This is a genomic window from Rhodococcus sp. 14-2483-1-1 (genome assembly GCF_002259335.1).
Taxonomy (GTDB): Bacteria; Actinomycetota; Actinomycetes; order Mycobacteriales; family Mycobacteriaceae; genus Rhodococcoides.
Window position 1 is genome coordinate 60,729 of the sequence record NZ_NPFX01000024.1, and the last position, 17,375, is coordinate 78,103.

At 61.2% G+C, this 17,375-nt stretch carries 14 protein-coding genes; 12 read left to right on the plus strand and 2 right to left on the minus strand.

The window, feature by feature from the left end:
* Positions 1-6 precede the first annotated feature (6 nt).
* Complete coding sequence (locus tag CH294_RS25660) at positions 7-2,208, minus strand: MMPL family transporter (RefSeq protein WP_052069823.1); 2,202 nt, start codon at positions 2,206-2,208, stop codon at positions 7-9.
* A 98-nt stretch (positions 2,209-2,306) separates the two neighbouring features.
* Between CH294_RS25660 and CH294_RS25665 the strand changes: the two genes are divergently transcribed.
* Positions 2,307-2,945, plus strand: coding sequence for a TetR/AcrR family transcriptional regulator (locus CH294_RS25665; protein WP_015586117.1), 639 nt, complete (start codon positions 2,307-2,309; stop codon positions 2,943-2,945).
* A 322-nt stretch (positions 2,946-3,267) separates the two neighbouring features.
* On the opposite strand, the gene CH294_RS25670 is transcribed toward CH294_RS25665, so the two are convergent.
* Entirely contained in the window at positions 3,268-4,230 is a 963-nt protein-coding gene (locus tag CH294_RS25670; protein ID WP_015586118.1) for a LysR family transcriptional regulator ArgP, read from the minus strand.
* A 75-nt stretch (positions 4,231-4,305) separates the two neighbouring features.
* Between CH294_RS25670 and CH294_RS25675 the strand changes: the two genes are divergently transcribed.
* The 11 genes from CH294_RS25675 (at position 4,306) to CH294_RS25730 (ending at position 17,316) form a co-directional block, all read left to right on the plus strand.
* Entirely contained in the window at positions 4,306-4,929 is a 624-nt protein-coding gene (locus CH294_RS25675) for a LysE family translocator (RefSeq protein WP_032364998.1), read from the plus strand.
* A gap of 204 nt (positions 4,930-5,133) precedes the next feature.
* Positions 5,134-6,651, plus strand: coding sequence for an argininosuccinate lyase (gene argH, locus CH294_RS25680; protein WP_052047792.1), 1,518 nt, complete (start codon positions 5,134-5,136; stop codon positions 6,649-6,651).
* Positions 6,648-7,835, plus strand: coding sequence for an argininosuccinate synthase (locus tag CH294_RS25685; protein ID WP_015586121.1), 1,188 nt, complete (start codon positions 6,648-6,650; stop codon positions 7,833-7,835). Before argH ends, CH294_RS25685 begins: the two co-directional genes overlap by 4 nt.
* Entirely contained in the window at positions 7,832-8,410 is a 579-nt protein-coding gene (locus tag CH294_RS25690; protein WP_032364999.1) for a formyltransferase family protein, read from the plus strand. Before CH294_RS25685 ends, CH294_RS25690 begins: the two co-directional genes overlap by 4 nt.
* Complete coding sequence (locus CH294_RS25695) at positions 8,407-9,231, plus strand: enoyl-CoA hydratase/isomerase family protein (protein WP_052047791.1); 825 nt, start codon at positions 8,407-8,409, stop codon at positions 9,229-9,231. Before CH294_RS25690 ends, CH294_RS25695 begins: the two co-directional genes overlap by 4 nt.
* Before the next feature lie 101 nt (positions 9,232-9,332).
* On the plus strand, positions 9,333-10,388 hold the full coding sequence (locus CH294_RS25700; RefSeq protein ID WP_033188359.1) for an asparagine synthase C-terminal domain-containing protein: 1,056 nt from the start codon (positions 9,333-9,335) through the stop codon (positions 10,386-10,388).
* The gene (locus CH294_RS25705; protein ID WP_015586125.1) at positions 10,385-11,128 is read left to right on the plus strand and encodes a TauD/TfdA family dioxygenase; all 744 of its coding nucleotides are present in this window, start codon (positions 10,385-10,387) and stop codon (positions 11,126-11,128) included. Before CH294_RS25700 ends, CH294_RS25705 begins: the two co-directional genes overlap by 4 nt.
* A complete protein-coding gene (locus tag CH294_RS25710) occupies positions 11,121-12,587 on the plus strand; it encodes a class I adenylate-forming enzyme family protein (RefSeq protein ID WP_032365002.1) in 1,467 nt (488 codons plus the stop codon). The genes CH294_RS25705 and CH294_RS25710 overlap by 8 nt, the downstream gene beginning before the upstream one ends.
* A 32-nt stretch (positions 12,588-12,619) precedes the next feature.
* Positions 12,620-13,780 carry a bifunctional glutamate N-acetyltransferase/amino-acid acetyltransferase ArgJ gene (argJ, locus tag CH294_RS25715; protein ID WP_032365003.1) on the plus strand — a complete coding sequence of 387 codons (1,161 nt, stop codon included), beginning with the start codon at positions 12,620-12,622 and terminating at the stop codon, positions 13,778-13,780.
* 1,793 nt (positions 13,781-15,573) lie between these two features.
* A complete protein-coding gene (locus CH294_RS25725; RefSeq protein ID WP_015586129.1) occupies positions 15,574-16,425 on the plus strand; it encodes a class I SAM-dependent methyltransferase in 852 nt (283 codons plus the stop codon).
* Positions 16,426-16,464: 39 nt separating this feature from the next.
* A complete protein-coding gene (locus CH294_RS25730) occupies positions 16,465-17,316 on the plus strand; it encodes a methyltransferase domain-containing protein (RefSeq protein WP_032365004.1) in 852 nt (283 codons plus the stop codon).
* Positions 17,317-17,375 lie beyond the last annotated feature (59 nt).

Genomic DNA, 17,375 nt, shown 5'->3' on the forward strand with positions numbered 1-17,375 from the left:
CAGTGCTCATACAGGGGTTTTGGGTCTTCCAGGGTCGACTTCGGTACCAGGTGTATCGACGCGTGGAGCATCGGTGATGCCGATGAGCTGGTGCAGGCGTGCCAGTGGGCGCGGTGCCCACCAGTTCCAGCGGCCGGTCAGGGCCATGATGGAGGGGACGAGGATCGCTCGGATGACGGTGGCGTCGATCAGGACCGCCAGTGCCATGCCGATTCCGAGTTGCTGAAGGAAGGTCACCCCGGAAGTGGCGTAGGTGGCGAAGGATGCGGCCAGGATGAGAGCTGCTGCGGTGACGACGGGTGCGGAGCGTGAGATGCCATCGATGATGGATTGGCGATTGTCTCCGGTACGGTCGAATTCTTCTTTGATGCGCGAGAGCAGGAAGACTTCGTAGTCCATCGACAGGCCGTAGGCGATGCAGAACATCAGGATGGGGATGCTCGGCTCGATGGCACCGGTAGGGGTGAAACCCAGCAGCCCAGCAAGATTGCCGTTCTGAAAACCCCACACCAGGACACCGAACATGACCGTCAGTGACAGCAGATTCAGAATGGTGGCTTTGATGGGGGCGATGATCGATCCGGTCATCACGAACAGAATGGCGAAGGTGATCAGTGCAATGAGCACGGCCACGAGCGGGAGCCGGGCGGTGACGCCGTCGGTGTAGTCGTCGAGCATCGCGGGTGAGCCGCCGACGAGTACCTGGCCGGGAGGCTCCACCGACCGTACCGCGGAGACGAATCCGGCTCTGTCGTCCAGTGATTCGCGAGTCGGTACCACCGAGAGGTAGCTGCCTGCGGTGTCGGGAGTGAAACGGACGGCGCCGTTCGGTGGAGCAGTGAGCGCCCTGTCGGGTTCGACGGTGCCCAGTGCGCTGTCCACTCGTAGCACCTGGGGCAGTGCTGCGAGATCGGAGGCGTACCGAGCGAGGCCGTCCGGTGCGATGGTCGGTGCGACGAGCAGAATTGCGTCTGCATCCTCGCTGGCGTAGTCGTCGCGGATGGTGTCGTACAGGGCGCGGACCGGAACCGACTGCGGCAGGATGCGATCGTCCGGTGCGCCGAACCGAACGCCTAGTACCGGCGCTCCGAGCAGTATCAAGATCACCACACCGGCGATCGCGAACACTGCAGGTCGGCCGGTCGTGGCCACGGTGATCCGCCGCCACACGGTACTTCCGTCGGTGTCCGGTTCCTTGCGCCGTAAGGCGCGGTGCCCGAGCAGCACCAATGCGGCCGGGAGTACGACCGTAGCGGCGAGCACGGCGGTGGCGACGACGGCTATCCCGGCGTAGGCGAACGAGGCCAGGAACGGGAACGGGAAGACCAGCAGAACGGCCAGTGACGCGGCGACGGTGGCGCCGGAGAACATGATGGTGCGTCCGGCTGCCTGCGCTGCTCGCTGCACGGCCAACGTCAGGTCAGCGGTGCGGCGGGCTTCCTCTCGGAAGCGGTAGATCAGGAACAGTCCGTAATCGACGCCGAGTGCAATGCCCATCACCAGCGCGATGTTCGCCGCGAAGGTCGATACTTCGGTGAAGGCTGCCACCACGCGCATGATGGCCAGGGTGCCGACGACGGAGAACAGTCCGGTTGCGAAGACCACTGCGGCGAGACGGAGCCGCCGTAGGACGGCCCACAACAGTGCGATCACCAGCGGGGCGATGATCAGCTCTGCTCGGAGAAAGTCGGTCCTGGATTGTTCTGCGACGGAGCGGAACACCTCGTCGCTGCCGCCGAGAGCGATGTCGATGTTCGAGGTAGCCGACCGGCTGAGTGCCTCGTCGAGAGCGGGAAGGACCTGTTGCCGGATTTCGGTGGCGTCGCCCGGTGCCCACGCCTGGATCAGCGCCGAGCTGCCGTCCCCGGCGGCGAGGGTCGGAACCTCTTCGGTCCAGTAGGACCATGTGTCGTCGATGCCGGGGAAGGTGTCGACGAACTCGGTCAGACGTAACCCGTCCGCGGCGACGGCCGAGCTGTCGACGTCGCCGGTCTTCGCGGTGACGAGGATGGTGATGTTGGGTGTGCCGGTCTGAAAGGTGTCGTTGAGCAGCGCCTCGGCTGCCGCAGACGGGGCGTTGGTCGCCTCGAACCTGTTCAGGGACAGTGCATTCATCGCACCGGCAGCGACTGCTGCGAGCACGAGGAAGAGGACGCCGGCCACTACGAGGGTGAGGCCGGGTCGAGTTGTGGCGAATCGGGTGGGCATCGCGGGTCCCCCTGCTACCGTGGATACGAGCGATTGCTCGTGATTTGCGAGAATACGAGCGAAAGCTCGTCTTGTCTACCGGAAAGCCTGGAGTTCACATGCCGAATACCTCGACGCCAACTACCTCTCCTGCACCCAAGCGTCAGGATCGCGGACTCAAGCGCATCGCTGCGATCCTCGACGGTGCGGAGGAGTTGTTCGGAGAAGTCGGGTTCGACGCAGCGACCACGAACGCTATCGCCAGCAAATCGGGCATGTCACCGGGTTCGCTGTACCAGTTCTTCAGAAACAAGGAAGACATCGCCGCAGCATTGGCGGAACGCTACGTCGTGGAGTTGACCGACGCCCAATCGGCCGCGGTCGATCCGCGACCGGACGGCTTCGTGGAATCTCTACCGCAGTTCATCGACCGGGCCGTCGACAATATGGTCGCCTTCAATGCGGCCAATCCGGCTTTCCTGCAACTGTTCTCGCGAGCAGATACCCAGCCTGCCCTGTATACCGCAGTCGTACCATTGCAGAGCGAACTCTCCCAGAGGGTCGCCCAGACCTTGGCCGCACTCGCACCGACCCTGTCCAGCGAACGCATCGACCTCCACGCGCTGGTGGCCTTGCAGATCACCCGCGGAATGATGCCCGTCATCGCCGCAGAAAAAACTAACAAGAAGGACCAGCTCGTGACCGAGCTCAAGGCGGCACTGATTCGTTACCTGTCCGAGGCACTCGCCTCACCCTGACGGAACAGAGACCCGCGCCGCCGCAGGCCGTGCGTACTCCCAGTCTGAAAAAAGCTGCAGCAGTAGCTGTTTTGACGTTTTTCAGTTGTGCTGCCAGCAATCACTGCTTTTCGTACACTATGGGATCCGCGCCGATCGATACTTCGATGCGTGGTGGAGCATTCGGTCGAGGCTCAACGCCCCGCGTCGTATGCTCGGTCAGCGATCGGCGACCTTAGGCGCGCACCCGGCGGCGGACCATGCGACCGGCGTGCATCGCCGCAACTTTGGTCCAATCAGGGTGTGCAATTAGCCGTCACAGCTGGACCGATGACCGCCGGACTCACGCAGGTTCCGGTGTTGCCGCGCCGGTCACCGCATGACCTGGGGGACGGTTCGCTGTTTTTCGTTCTTTGGGTGTGTCGATCAATGCGTTATGTGCAGCATCGCGTACCCAGCCTGTGATTCTGTCGAGGGTTTCGGATGGCAGGTGCCATCGTTGCCAATACAGGGGAATGGTGACGTTGTGGTCGGGGTCGAGGTGAACGAGTGTCCCGTCGGCGAGGTCGCGTGCGATTTGTCCTTCCGGTAGCACGCCCCACCCGAGTCCGAGTCGAGCTGCAGTCAGGAATTCGCGGTTCGATGGGAGGTAGTGGATCGGGGGCTCACGGTGCGCCTTGATCTTGCGTAGATAGGCGTGTTGCAGGTCGTCCTTTTTGTCGAATCGCAGCATCGGGAGGCGGCTGGGATCGCAACCGTCGGAGTCGGCGTCGCGAATGAGTGAGGGTGCGCACGCGGGCCAATAGACCATGGCTCCGAGCGGTTCGACCGTACAGCCAGGTGCTGCGGTGCGTGAGGTCGTCACGGCGGCCATGACCGCGCCTTGACGCAGTAGAGCGTCTGTATGGTCCTGATCTTCGATGTGGAGGTCCAGCAGTATCCGTCGGTCGACGGCTATCGCTTTCATCACCGGTTGGAACCACGTCGAGACCGAATCGGCATTGATAGCAAGTGAAAAGCGCAGCGGTGCAGCAGTATTCGTTGTCGTTGAGCCGCCGCGTAGCTCAGCGTCGGCGTCGACGGTGAGGACTTCGATCTGCCGCGCGAGTCGGAGCAGGGCTTGCCCGTTTCTGGTGGGTAGTACCGGCCTGGTTCGCTGTAGCAGCGCGGCCCCCGACGCTCGTTCGAGCGCGGTAATGCGTTGGCTGACTGCAGAAGACGAGATGTGCAACGCCGTTGCAGCTCCCTCGAACGACCCTGAATCGCAGATCGCGGCAAGTGTGGCGAGCTGATCGTGGTTGTACATCCACAAATACTAAACCTAGATCAGCGATACTTAGGAAACGTGCATCGATGCTGGAGCGGTCGTACCGTTCTTGCCGTGAACAACCCCGTTCTGGCTTATCTCCCCGTCGCTATCGTCTTCGGAATAATCCCAGGTCCTGACGTCATGTTGGCGGTCAAGCACTCGCTTACCGGCGGTGTGCGTCACGGCATCGCCGTAGCTTTGGGTGCGGCGACGGGGTCGATGGCCTGGGGCATCGCTGCGGCCGTGGGGTTGGCGTCCTTGCTCACCAGCGTCCCCGGGGCATTCGACGCGGTACGTATCGCAGGTGCCGCCTACCTGGTGTTTCTAGGAATTCAGAGTATCTGGCAGCGCAAGGGCAGCTTCACCGACGTCGATGCCGCGACTTACAACGCGCACCAGCCGAAGTGGTCGCGAGCGTTCATGACCGGTTTCGTCGCGGACCTGTTGAATCCGAAAATGGGTGCGTTCTACCTGGCGGTGCTGCCGCAGTTCATTCCGCGCGACGGGAACGTTTTCGTTTGGTCCATGCTGCTCATGTCGATCGAGTTCGTGGTGGCGCTGATATGTCTGTCCTCGTACGCACTTCTTGCCTCGTCCGCTCGCCGGTTCTTGGAGAAGGGCCGCTTGGGGGCGTGGCTCGAGCGTGGACTGGGTGTTGTTCTGGTGGGATTCGGCGTCCGGCTGGCCTTCGAGTAAACACCCCCGCCGTCCGAGCCCTTCTCCCTTCGCTCTTTCAACTACTCGACCCGAGCCCGACCTGACTTGATTGTGTAACGACGCCTTGGCCCGGGTCCGCGCCCCGGGCCGTCCAATCCCGCCAGGTCTTGGCTTTGCCGTGCCCTAACCCGAACTTTCCTGTACCGAAACCGAACCATCACGCACACAGAGGGGTACCGATCAATGAGCGAAAAGCTCTGGGGTGGAAGATTCTCCACCGATATCACCGACGATGTACTTCGCTACACAGAGACAGCATCGGTAGACAGCAGAATGCTCGAACACGACCTGTGGCAGAACATCGCTCATGTTCTGATGCTCGGTCGCGCGGGAATCAACACCGAACCCGACACCAAAGCGCTTCTCGCTGGGCTGCTCGACATGGAGAGCAGCCGAGCCGACGGTGGATTGCAGCTCGACGTCCGACAAGAAGATGTGCACCTCAACACCGAATTCATGCTCATCGAACGGATCGGACCCGTCGGCGGCCGCATGCACACCGCACGGTCCCGAAACGATCAGGTGCAGACCGACGCACGCATGGTCACCCGCGAGTGGCTGCTCGATGCCAGCGAAGAACTGCTCATGTTCGTGCAGGATCTGCTCGGGTGCCCCGAGTCGGAACGAGAAGCAGTTCTACCCGGCTACACGCATTCGCAGGCAGCGCAACCGATTTCGGTAGCATTTTGGAAGGCTGCGCACGCACAGGCCTTGCTGCGTGATGCCTCCCGACTGATGGATGCCTGGAAGCGCATCAACATCAATCCGCTCGGCGCGTGTGCGCTCGCCGGAACTACATTCGCCCTGGACCGCGATTACACCTCCCGGCTTCTCGGGTTCGATGCACCGATGGTCAATGCGCTCGATGCGACGTCGACGAGGGACTGGACAGTCGAAGTAGCGGGCGCAGCTGCCAGCGGTGCTGTGAATCTATCTCGCATGCAGGAAGAGATCGTCACCTGGAGCTCGAACGAATACGCTCTCGCCGAAGTGCACGATTCGTTCGCGACCGGTAGCTCGATCATGCCGCAGAAGAAGAATCCGGTGGTTGCAGAACTGGCGCGAGGGAAGTCCGGTCGCGCGGTGGGTGCGCTGGTGCAACTGCTGGTGATGGAGAAGTCGGTCGGTCTCGGGTACAGCTGCGACCTGCAGGAGGACAAACCGGTTTACTGGGGCGCCCTCGATACGTACCTCGACACCATTCGCCTGTGCCGACGCCAGAACCTGCACACCGCGTTCGACGGTGCTCGCGGCAGAGCCCTGTGCTGGGACAACTTCTCGACCGCGACAGAGATCGCCAACATCTTGGTCTCTCGGTTCGACGTTCCTTTCCGCACAGCCCACCGCATCACCGGTGACCTCGTCAACGCCGCCCTCGCAGCCGGTCACACCCTGCGCAACGTCGCGTTCACCACCACTTTCCTCCGCGAGGAACACGACATCGACATCAGTGAGGTCGACATGAAGCAGATATGCGATCCGCTCCACACACTGCGCAGCTACATCTCTGCCGGATCCACCGGACCGACGCGGGTCTCCGAACAGCAGGAGCAAGGCCTGGCCGACGTGACCGACAGACTCGCCGAAATCCGGCAAGCCAGAACCCGCCTCTGGGAGGCGAAGGCGGAATGCCTACGAGCAGCGCGATCCGTCGTCGGCGGCGTGAGCGTGCCCGAACTCGCGATGGAGGTCGGGGTATGAGCATCGTCCTGGCATATTCCGGCGGATTGGACACATCCGTTGCCGTGCACTGGCTCAAAGAGCGCTATCAGACCGAGGTCATCGCGTACTGCGCGAACCTCGGCCAAATCGAGGACCTCGAGGCCGTCTCGAAGCGCGCAACCGCGGCCGGCGCGTCGGAAGTTATCGTCGAAGACGTCCGAGACCTGTTCCTCCACGACTATGCAATCCCGGCTCTCGCCGCCGGCGCTGCATACGAGGGAAAATATCTTCTGGCTGCACCGTTGTCTCGACCGTTGATCGCCGAGCGGCTGGTCAGCATCGCTCGCGAACGCGGTGCATCCGCAGTCGCTCACGGTGCCACGGGCAAGGGAAACGATCAGGTCCGGTTCTACACCTCCGTGCGGGCGTTGGCTCCCGAGCTCGACATCCTCGCACCTGTCATCGATTGGGAAATGACCTCCCGCGGTAGCGAAATTGCCTACGCCGATCGTCACGGTATCGATGTGGGTGTCAGCAAGACGACGCCGTACAGCATCGACACCAATATCTGGGGCACCAGCATCGAGTGCGGGGATCTCGACCTCATCGACCACGCTCCACCGCCCGATGCATGGCAGATCACGACCGCGCCGGTGCAGGCACCGGATCGTCCAACAACGATCACGATCGAGTTCGAAGCAGGCATCCCCGTCGCTCTCGACGGCCGCAAGCTCGACCTGATCGACCTGGTCAGCGAACTCGGGGACACAGCGGCCGCGAACGGTATCGGGCGTACCGAAATTCTCGAGAGCCGCATCGTCGGATTCAAGAGCCGCGGAATCTACGAAGCACCCGCTGCAACAGTTCTTCTCGCTGCACGAACCGATCTCGAAGCACTCGTACTGGACCGAGAGACGCTCCACCACAAGCGGTCCATCGCCGACCAGTACGCAGAGTTGGTCTACTACGGCTACTGGTTCACCGATCTGCGTGCAGCACTCGATGCTTACTGCGCCCGTCTGGCTCACCGCGTGACGGGCACAGTGACCGTCGAGCTGTACAAGGGCTCCGCTCGATGCATCGGCCGGACGTCCCCGAAATACGGCCGATACAGCTCGGCTCTGGCCGATTACGAAGAGGCAGACACCTTTCTACACGAAGCAGGTGCCGGATTCGCGTACTGCTGGGCTCTCCCACTCACCGAAGGAGTTGTCACTCGATGAAAGACACCCGCTCTGTTCTGCTCATCTCCGACGGATCACGGTGGGGCGAACTCGCCCACGACTTTCTCCGCCGCAGATTCGCCGACGTCGACTGGTTTGCCTGGGACTACGGCGATCCAGTAACTCGATCGTTCGATCAGTGGCACGGGTGCGACCTGCTTCTGTCCTTCAAATCGGACTTCATCCTGTCCGAGGCCACACTCGATCGAGTGCGGGAACTGGCCGTGAACTTCCACCCGGCGACCCCGAACTACCGAGGGATCGGCGGATATCGCTACGCGATCGACGACAACCAGACGCAATTCGGGGCCACCTGCCACATCATCACCCCGAAGGTAGATGGCGGTCCGATCATCGCAGTCGACCGATTCGACATCGTCCCAGGCGAATCCGAGACGAGCTTGAGCGAACGCACCGCCGCCGCCGCACTGGCTCAATTCCATCGAATCGTCACCACAATATGCAACGGCACCGCTATCAGCGCCGATCACAGCGAACAATGGGGACAACGTCTCTACACACGCCGCGCCCTCGACGCAGACCGCCGAAAGCGTGGGGAGCTGGTCGAAGCGTGAGAACACTGCACTCACCCTCCGCCACCCACGAGCCCCACGATCGGCCCAGGTCGCCCGAAGCCCATGGCGGTACTGCAGTTCGCAACGGCCCCTTGGCGATCATCGAATTCGACGGTGAAGGACACAACACGTTCTCCACAGACAAGATGCGCGGCATCACCGAGTTGGTCTGGCAGCTAGGGGACACCCCGGATGTCGAGGGGCTGGTTCTGTACGGGGGAGACGGTCGATCCTTCGGTGTCGGCGGTGACTTCAACGAAGTCAAGGACTTCACGGGAGGCTCCGAGGTCAACCGATGGATCGACGCCTGCGTGGACATGTATCGAGCAGTTCTGTCGATCTCGAAACCGACCGTGGCAGTCATCGACAAATACTGCATCGGCATCGGTCTTCAGTTGGCACTGTGCGCCGACTGGCGCATCGGAACGTCGACGTCGGACCTCCGTATGCCCGAGCTCAAGTTGGGTATCTCCTGCATACTCGGAGCTCCGCTCCTGCAACGCCGAGTAGGGCCTGCCGTGGCGAATCGAATGATCATCGGGTGCGATCGATGGCTCGGTACCACCGCACTCTCCGACGGCCTCCTCGATGAACTCGTTGCAGCCCATAGTGACCCGCTCGCTGCAGGATGCACCCGAGCACAGGCACTGGCCGAGTACCAATCGGTGCCGTTTGCCCGCACCAAGGCGTTCGTCAACCACGATCTGCTGCTCGACATGGAACGAGCCCGTATTGCAGCAATAGCCGGCCACCGAGCGGGGTTCGCTGCAGGCGATGCGGCCCAACAGAAGATGCGCACAATTGTCGGAGACAACCCATGACCCCAACCGATCATGGGTGGGTCGTCTTTTCGCACAGCGGCCGCATCCGCCGTGTTGGCGGACATACCGGCCCCGTTCTGAACCGCAACGACGGAACAGTCATGATCACGACGCCGCTGCACGGCGAATGCCGAGTCTTTCTCTCCCGCACCGATGATGCACGGACATGGGCGGTGGGAGCGCAATTCGCGGCGACCGCCGCGAGTGTCGGTCACCGCGCAGGAACCACCACGGCACTTCGCCCCGGGACGACTCTGGTCTGCTCCGCCGACGGAGAGTTGTCGGTGCACCGCGCTGTCCCCCGATCGTCGCCGTCGGGCGGTGTCCCAGGGTGTTCGCTCGAACAGGCCATGGGGTGGCTCGACCATGGATTACGCACTGCAGCAACGGAAATCGCATCGTCGGGTCGTCCCATTCGCTTACTGCTCTCCGGTGGTGTCGACTCCGGACTCCTCGCCTCCTACTTGTGGAGGGCCGGTGCCGACGTCCGTGCACTGACCCTCCGCACACCCTGGGGTGACGAAATCGACGGTGCCTCTCGAACAGCGCGCCACGTCGGTCTGCCGCTCGACGTCATCGACGTCACCGCACAGGAATCGACAGCGGCGATCTACCCGTGCATGCAGCACACTCAATCCGATGATGCAGAAGTCATCACCGTGCATCTGCTGGTGACAGTGGCCTTCGAGTTGGCGCGAGCATGTGGTGCCGACCTCGTGACCGGACTCGGCAGCGATCTGCTCAACGCCGGAAGCGATTTCGGTATGGGCGCAGTCGCCGGCGATCTGAACGAACGTATCGACGACGCCAGCGCATCAGGAATGATGGTGACCGGCCAATTCACCCCAGGGCCGCGCATGTACCACCCGTACTGGAGTCCTGCTCTACTGCACCTTCAACAGAGTGTCCCCGCTCAGCTGAAGACCGTCGACGGCATCGAAAAGTACTACCTCCGCGAGCTCGCGGCCTACCAACTGCCCCGTGAGACTGCGTTCGGGAGAAAAGTCGCAATCCACCAAGGGGCGGGTTTGTCAGCAGGGTTGGACGGCGCGCTCGGAGAACAACTGGCTGCCGTCTGTGCCCAAATCCGGGCACAGACCCTCGATGAGGTCCCTCTGGGAAACCACGATGTTGCGGTCGGCGGTGAGCAGCGGTGACGGCCACCGATCCCGGAGATCTCGCGGCAGTGGCCACCCGGGATGGATTCGCTCTGGTCGGCGACGTCGACTTCGGCAGAAGCGACTTCGAGGTCTTCGTGCAGGGGCTCGGGACTCTCGCCACACATCGGTTCGGCACCGGAAGCGCAGGTCTGCTCGATCTCGACGCAAGCCCGCTACCGGACCGCGTCGTCACCGGGCGCAGTGCCCTGCCTCTGCACACCGACGGCACACTTGTCGGGACCTGTCCCAAATACATTGCGCTGTATTGCAATGCAGTCGATCAGCCCACAGGATCCGGACGCACAGAACTCTGTCTGCAATCGGATCTACTCGATGCAACACTCCCACCGGACCTGAGCACGGTGACCGACGTGGATTGGGAGTACTACGTCACCGACCAATCCCACTTTCCCGACGTCGCGCACCGCTGGCTGTCGATTCCACCTGCAGTGCGATCAGCAACGGGGACAACGCGGTTGAACGTGGCACTCCCGTTCACCGAGGAACGGACCACCCCCGCAGGATGGTCGGTCCGTCTGGCGGGCTCGACCGAAGAAGACAGCCGGGCCGTCTTCGCACGGCTCGACTCCTACCTGCGGGGCAGTACCAGCTTCTACTCGCACGACTGGGCCCCGGGTGATCTTCTCGTCCTCGACAACGAACAGGTTCTGCACGGGCGGACAACGATCGAACCGGGCAGCGTCAGACACTTGTTCCGAGGACAGATCAATGTCTGACGCGCGAGGGTTCCTCGCCGCACTGAACAGCATGCCCCAACAGGATCAGGACGCACTTCACCAGGGACGACGCCATACGACGTTCGGGGAGCTGTCGGCCGCGGCGATGGCATGGCGTGATGCACTGGCACCGGTGATCGACGAAGGCGACGTGGTCGTCGTCGATCATCACCCCGGGGCCGCAGACTTCGTTGCAGCACTACTGGGAACGATGGCCGCCGGCGGCGTGCACCTGGCGAGCCGGACGCGGCATCCAGCATGGGACCGACTGAGCGCACTGGGCCGCCGCTGGCACGCCATTACCGACCACGACATCGACCCCGACCTGCCCGAACTGGCCTCCGTGTTCGATGCAGCAACCCGAAAGCTCCGATACTGCAACCCAACGCGTCAATGCGACGTGACCGAGCACGACACCGTGCGAGGAAGAATCCTCGAAACATCCGGATCGAGTGGTGAGCCGAAATGGGTGTACTGGACCGAGGAATCGCTGTTCGCCGACCGCACCGACTGGTGCCAGCAGCTCGGTCTGACAGCCGACGATGTGATCATCAACATCCACCCCCTCGATTTCGCGCACGGGATGGACGTTCACGTTCTCGCGGGCTTGCTCTCGGGAGCACCCACGGTGCACCTCGACGCCGGTCTCCCGGCCTCTGCCCACGCGAGAGCGATTTGCGACTGGAACGGTACCTATATGAGCGCCCTTCCCTCGCACTACGACGCGATCGCAGCGTCACCGGCGGCATCGGAGCGAATGGGTGAACACCTGACCACCGCACTGACGGGCGGGGCTCTCCTGACGCCGACCACTGCGCGACTGATCCACCAGCGGTGCGGGGTCCACCTACGCAGGCTCTACGGGGCCACCGAGTGCGGCATCATGTGCGCAGATCTGCGGCCACAGTTGCAGAGCGCGGCCGAACTGCGGCCCCTACCCGGGGTGGAGATGCGAGTGCGCCCCATCCACGGAATCGACGCAGATACCTATCGAGTGGGCGAGCCCGAATTCCGCCGAGCGCACCGAGCCGAAGGCTACTGGGGACACCCGGACCGTACACAGAGCGCATTCACGGACGGCTGGTATCGAAGCGGGGACGCGGTGATGGTCCACGACAACGGTGCCATCAACGTCCTGGGCCGCATCGATGACGTATGGACAAACAACCACGGTCAACTCTGTTCGGCAGGCGTCCTGGTCGACGAGATCACCGCACTCGACGAGGTCGACGAGGTCGTCGTCTTCGCCCCAACGGCCACAGGAGCAGACACACCGACGACAGTACTGTGCCGCCTGGCACCCACCGGGGCAGACCTCGGACGAATCCACCTTCGCGTCACCGAAGTGATGAACAGCTGCGGTCTCATCGGAAAGATCACTCTGATGTCCGACTGGCCGAAAACGTCTGTCGGCAAGCCCGACCGGCGCGCATTGCTGGCATGGTGCAGAGCGTCCTGAGTTCGACATCACACGGATCAGAAAGGGCAGACATGAGCGCCGCGTCCCCACAAGGGTTTCACTGCTGGACAACCCATTTAGGACTGGCAGACGAAGGTAAAGACGACTTCTCCATGGTCATCTCCGACAGGCCGTGCACCTCGTCGGTCGTTTTCACGAAGTCACTGTTCGCGGGCCCCTGCGTCACCTTGAGCAAGACCTCGATCGAGCAGACCAGTCCGCGCGGGGTCCTCGTGTTGGCGAAGAACGCCAACGTCGCGACCGGCGCGGAAGGGCTCCGCAACGCCAGCGAGATACGCGCATCCGTCGCACGAACCGTAGGAATCGAACCCGATGCCCTGATAATGGCCTCCACCGGAGTCATCGGAGTGCAATATCCGATGGACACCATCCGCGCCGGACTCGACGGGCTCGGCCAGGGAACACCACTCGACGCGCACGCGGTGGCCCGAGCGATCATGACCACCGACACCCGCGCCAAGGTCTCCGAACGAGCCGTCGGCACCAGCACCATCGTTGGAATCGCGAAGGGCGTCGGGATGATAGAACCGGACATGGCGACCATGCTGTCGTTTGTCTTCACCGACGCCGACGTCCCCCAGGACACGCTCAACCGAATCTTTCGTGACGTTGTCGACCGCACCTACAACTCGGTCTCGATCGACACCGACACCTCCACCAGCGACACAGCGGCGGTCTTCGCCAATGGTGCCGCCGGCCCGGTACCCGATACCGAGTTCGAGCAGGCTCTCGAGGAAGTGTGCACGGATCTGGTGAAAATGATTGCCAGCGACGGCGAAGGTGCGACCAAGCTGATCGTCACTACGGTCTCGGGTGCATCGAGCGAGCGCCAAGCGCGCGTGGTCGGGAAGTCGATCATCAACTCTCCCTTGGTCAAGACGATGATCCACGGTGAAGACCCCAACTGGGGTCGAGTTCTCATGGCTATCGGAAAATGTAGCAACGAGGTGGACATAGAACCCGACAGAATCCGAGTCGCATTCGCGGACATCGATGTGTATCCGAGCTCGTCACTCGACCAGCACGACACCGTCGAGGTGGTTCGTGAACACCTTGCAACTGCCACCGTCGAGATCAACGTAGACCTCGGAATCGGCACCGACACCTGGAGAGTGTTCGGTTGCGACCTCACCGATGAATACATTCGAATAAACGCGGACTACACCACATAGAGATCACTCCAATCACTTCACCAACAGGCCGCAGTAACGTGGAGTGGGCATCCGGCCTCGACGCCTCGACCTGTCGAAGCCGTTACAGCACGTCGCCTGTGGCCGTTGATGTTGCCGGTTCTGCCGGACTCTGGACATGAGCAAATTAAAGACCGAACACGATTCGCGCCGGGGGGCGAAAATGGCTGCAACCGATAGAGAACCTTCAAAAAGGTTCCGAGACAATGCCCATAACGACCGCAATGCCACAACTCTGATCAAAACTTCCGACCACGCATCTAGCGAAGAGCGTAGTCACGAGCTGTACACCGTGTACGGAACCGCGTGTCACGCGCCTGAACGACAGTGTATGACACGACTCACTGCGCGAATAGTCGATGGGGACAGCTTAGCGTCGATTCGGTGCGGACCAGGAGAAATTACTCGTCGACAGGTTGATCTCGAAGCCGATCCACGATTCTCCGTGAGGATTCAATACGTCTTATCGGGCGAAGTAATTCTGTCGCAGAACGGCGTCCAAATATCGCTGAAGAGTGGAGGCATTGGCCTATACTATAGCGATTACAGTTATACAATGACTGTAACCCGTGCCAGCTGTTTAGCGGTAGTCACGTTACGGCAGAGGGTGGGCTCAAGAGAAGACTTCGACGCCGCCTCGGGTCGAGGTCTTCGCGTTGTGCCAAACGCTGAAGGTACGGGGAAAATACTCTCAGATACTTTACATTCTACTTCGAGAGAAATTGGAATGCTGAACACGTTCACGGCTCATAATGTCATCTCAGCCGTTCGATTACTGGCGTGGGAAGGAATGCACCCGCCCCATGGCCACGCACCGCCTGACCAGCAATCCGGCCTCGTAGCGACGGCGCGCTTGATGATCGAGAAGAATCTTTCTGATCCCACGCTCAATCCCGACCTACTCGCGCGCAAACTACATGTATCGGTTCGTCAGCTGCATCGCGCTTTCGAGCGAGAGGAGCGAACTCTGTCCGCTTATATAGCATATGAGCGCATTGAAAGGTGCGCTGCCGATTTGATCGACCCAAGCTTACAACAGATACCGATAGGCGACATCAGTGCGCGGTGGGGGCTTAGTGACCAGTCGAGACTTTCTCGGCTATTTCGCGAGTTGAAGGGTTGCTCGCCTTCGGAATTCAGAAGGTTTTACGCGGAACCCAGCTAATTCGAGAACACATCCACCGATCAATTCCGAGTGGTCAAGACCGGAACGAAGGTTCTCGTACCGGCGCGCCGCGTCGACGTGATCGAACTCGCTGGGCAACAAGTACACGACCGGGTGACGGATTCATCAAGACAAAATTCTTGACCTTGCTCGAGGTAGTGACGGTCCGGCTATCCGTCCACGGTAGCTACCACGCCACTCCGTCACGTCCGCGCGCACTCGCGCCGATCGGGGCATCGCCTTCACGGCATAAGACGATTGATCTGCGGGTTCTCGCGGTAGACGTGGCTGTAGTCGTTGTCGACTTTGGAGGGCCCGACTCCGAGGACTTGATCGTTGGCCGGTTGCGGCTTCCATGGTCTCCTCACGGCCGGCGCAGATGGGTGCCTACCTGCACTGGACCCCGTAGGGGACTTCGACCCCACTTGTCGCACGGTGCCAAAGTTTTGTCGCTTCGCGACGAAGAGCTGTGGAGGTATTTCCGCAATTAATTTCGATAAGTAGCGTCGAAGACATCATCAAGTCGCCGACCTTGCAGGTCGCAATGGTTCATTCGACATGTCGACTTGAGATACAGAAATGATGGGGAGAACCGAAGAAGGAGACTGTGATGATCTCGGCAGATCAATATGCGCGCGATAGCTATGAACGTGAGTTGAAAGCTCACTGGGACGCTAAAACAACCGATGACATCAATCTTCTACTGGGCGCTGATGATGATCTTTACCACCATCACTACGCGATTGGCGATTTCGACCGCTCTATTCTGGATTCCGTAGGTGAGGAGCGAGAGAACGCGATTTTGCGAGAGTTGCATCGAATGGAGAATGATCAAGTCGGACTGATCCTCGACGCCCTCGGTCCTTTGCCGCCCAACTCTCGCGGCATGGATGCCGGGTCAGGTCGCGGGGGAACATCTTTTCGTCTCGCTGGAGCGACGGAGAGCCGAATCGACGGCGTCAATTTTTGCGAACATCACGTCGCGTTCGCCGAGCAGATCGCACGCAAACGCGGTTGGGATAGCCGCGTTCAATTCCACCTCGGGAACATGCTGCAGGCACCATTTCCTGATCACACTTTCGATTTCGTGGTCTCAAACGAGACGACGATGTACGCCGACGCGTACGAAGCAATGGCCGAGTTCTCCCGCCTACTGCGACGGGGCGGTCGCTACGTAATGACCACCTGGTGCCGCAACGACGCAGTCGACCCACGCTCGGACGCGACAAGGCAGATCGATGAACATTACGTATGCCGAATGCACCGCCGAAGCACTTACTTCAAGGCCTTCGCGGCAAACGGCCTGATTCCGTACCGCGTGGCTCAGTACACACACGAAGCTATGCCGTACTGGGAGCTACGCAACAACAGCAAACTCCGCACCGGCGTTGAGGATGCGTTCCTCAGCGGCTACAGCGACGGTTCACTGAACTACCTAGTGATTGCGGCCGAACGCATCTGAGACATCCACCCGGAAACCACAAACTTGAAGGAGCCTGAAATGCCGAACCTCGACGTGGCAGTCCTCGGCCAGCATGACGTACAGCAGCGCCGCTACTGGGATGCCAAAAAATCCGACGATATCAACCTGCTGCTGGGCACTGAAGACGGCTTGTACCACCACCACTACGGAATCGGTGACTACGATCACTCTGTACTCGCTGCACCTGCGGAGCTGCGGGAGTCACTGATCCTGCGCGAACTTCACCGGATGGAGTCGCTGGAAATCAACCTTATCGTCGATGCATTAGGGGAGGTCTCACCGAGCTCTCGTGTCATGGACGCGGGATCGGGGCGAGGCGGAACGACCTTCACAATCGCTGATCGATTCGGCTGCCGGGTAGACGGGGTGAACTACTGCGCTCACCATGTCGAGTTCGCAGAGAAGTTGGCCCGTGAACGCGGGAGCTCGGACCGTGTGCAATTCCACTTCGCAAACATGGTTCAGGCCCCCTTCGAGGACAACACCTTCGATTACATCGTCTCCAACGAAACCACGATGTGTGTCGACCTAGGGGAGGCGTTCACCGAGTTCGCCCGGTTGCTGCGCCCCGGCGGCCGCTATGTCGCAGTCACCTGGTGCCGCAACGACGTAGTTGCTGAGCGTTCCGAGGCATCACGGTTGATCGACGAAGAATATCAGTGCGCTATGCACACCCGCAGTACTTATTTCCAAACTCTGGCAGCAAATGGTCTGGTGCCGTATCACGTTCAGCGATACACCGACGAAGCCATCCCGTACTGGGACCTGCGCAACCAGGCAGCGTTGCGCACAGGTGTCGAGGAACCATTCCTCCAGGGCTTCCGCGAACGCAGCATCGACTACTTGGTTATCGCGTGCGAGCGTCTGTAGCGGTGGCCTGAGATATCCGAGTTATCCACGCGCCAGCGATCCTCGGCATCGGCGCGCCA

What these genes read in the sequence shown, in the direction of transcription:
- CH294_RS25660 (WP_052069823.1), bottom strand. Translation starts at nt 2,208, where the DNA reads ATGCCCACCCGATTCGCCACAACTCGACCCGGCCTCACCCTCGTAGTG.
- CH294_RS25665 (WP_015586117.1), top strand. Translation starts at nt 2,307, where the DNA reads ATGCCGAATACCTCGACGCCAACTACCTCTCCTGCACCCAAGCGTCAG.
- CH294_RS25670 (WP_015586118.1), bottom strand. Translation starts at nt 4,230, where the DNA reads ATGTACAACCACGATCAGCTCGCCACACTTGCCGCGATCTGCGATTCA.
- argH (WP_052047792.1), top strand. Translation starts at nt 5,134, where the DNA reads ATGAGCGAAAAGCTCTGGGGTGGAAGATTCTCCACCGATATCACCGAC.
- CH294_RS25685 (WP_015586121.1), top strand. Translation starts at nt 6,648, where the DNA reads ATGAGCATCGTCCTGGCATATTCCGGCGGATTGGACACATCCGTTGCC.
- CH294_RS25690 (WP_032364999.1), top strand. Translation starts at nt 7,832, where the DNA reads ATGAAAGACACCCGCTCTGTTCTGCTCATCTCCGACGGATCACGGTGG.
- CH294_RS25700 (WP_033188359.1), top strand. Translation starts at nt 9,333, where the DNA reads ATGATCACGACGCCGCTGCACGGCGAATGCCGAGTCTTTCTCTCCCGC.
- CH294_RS25710 (WP_032365002.1), top strand. Translation starts at nt 11,121, where the DNA reads ATGTCTGACGCGCGAGGGTTCCTCGCCGCACTGAACAGCATGCCCCAA.
- argJ (WP_032365003.1), top strand. Translation starts at nt 12,620, where the DNA reads ATGAGCGCCGCGTCCCCACAAGGGTTTCACTGCTGGACAACCCATTTA.
- CH294_RS25725 (WP_015586129.1), top strand. Translation starts at nt 15,574, where the DNA reads ATGATCTCGGCAGATCAATATGCGCGCGATAGCTATGAACGTGAGTTG.
- CH294_RS25730 (WP_032365004.1), top strand. Translation starts at nt 16,465, where the DNA reads ATGCCGAACCTCGACGTGGCAGTCCTCGGCCAGCATGACGTACAGCAG.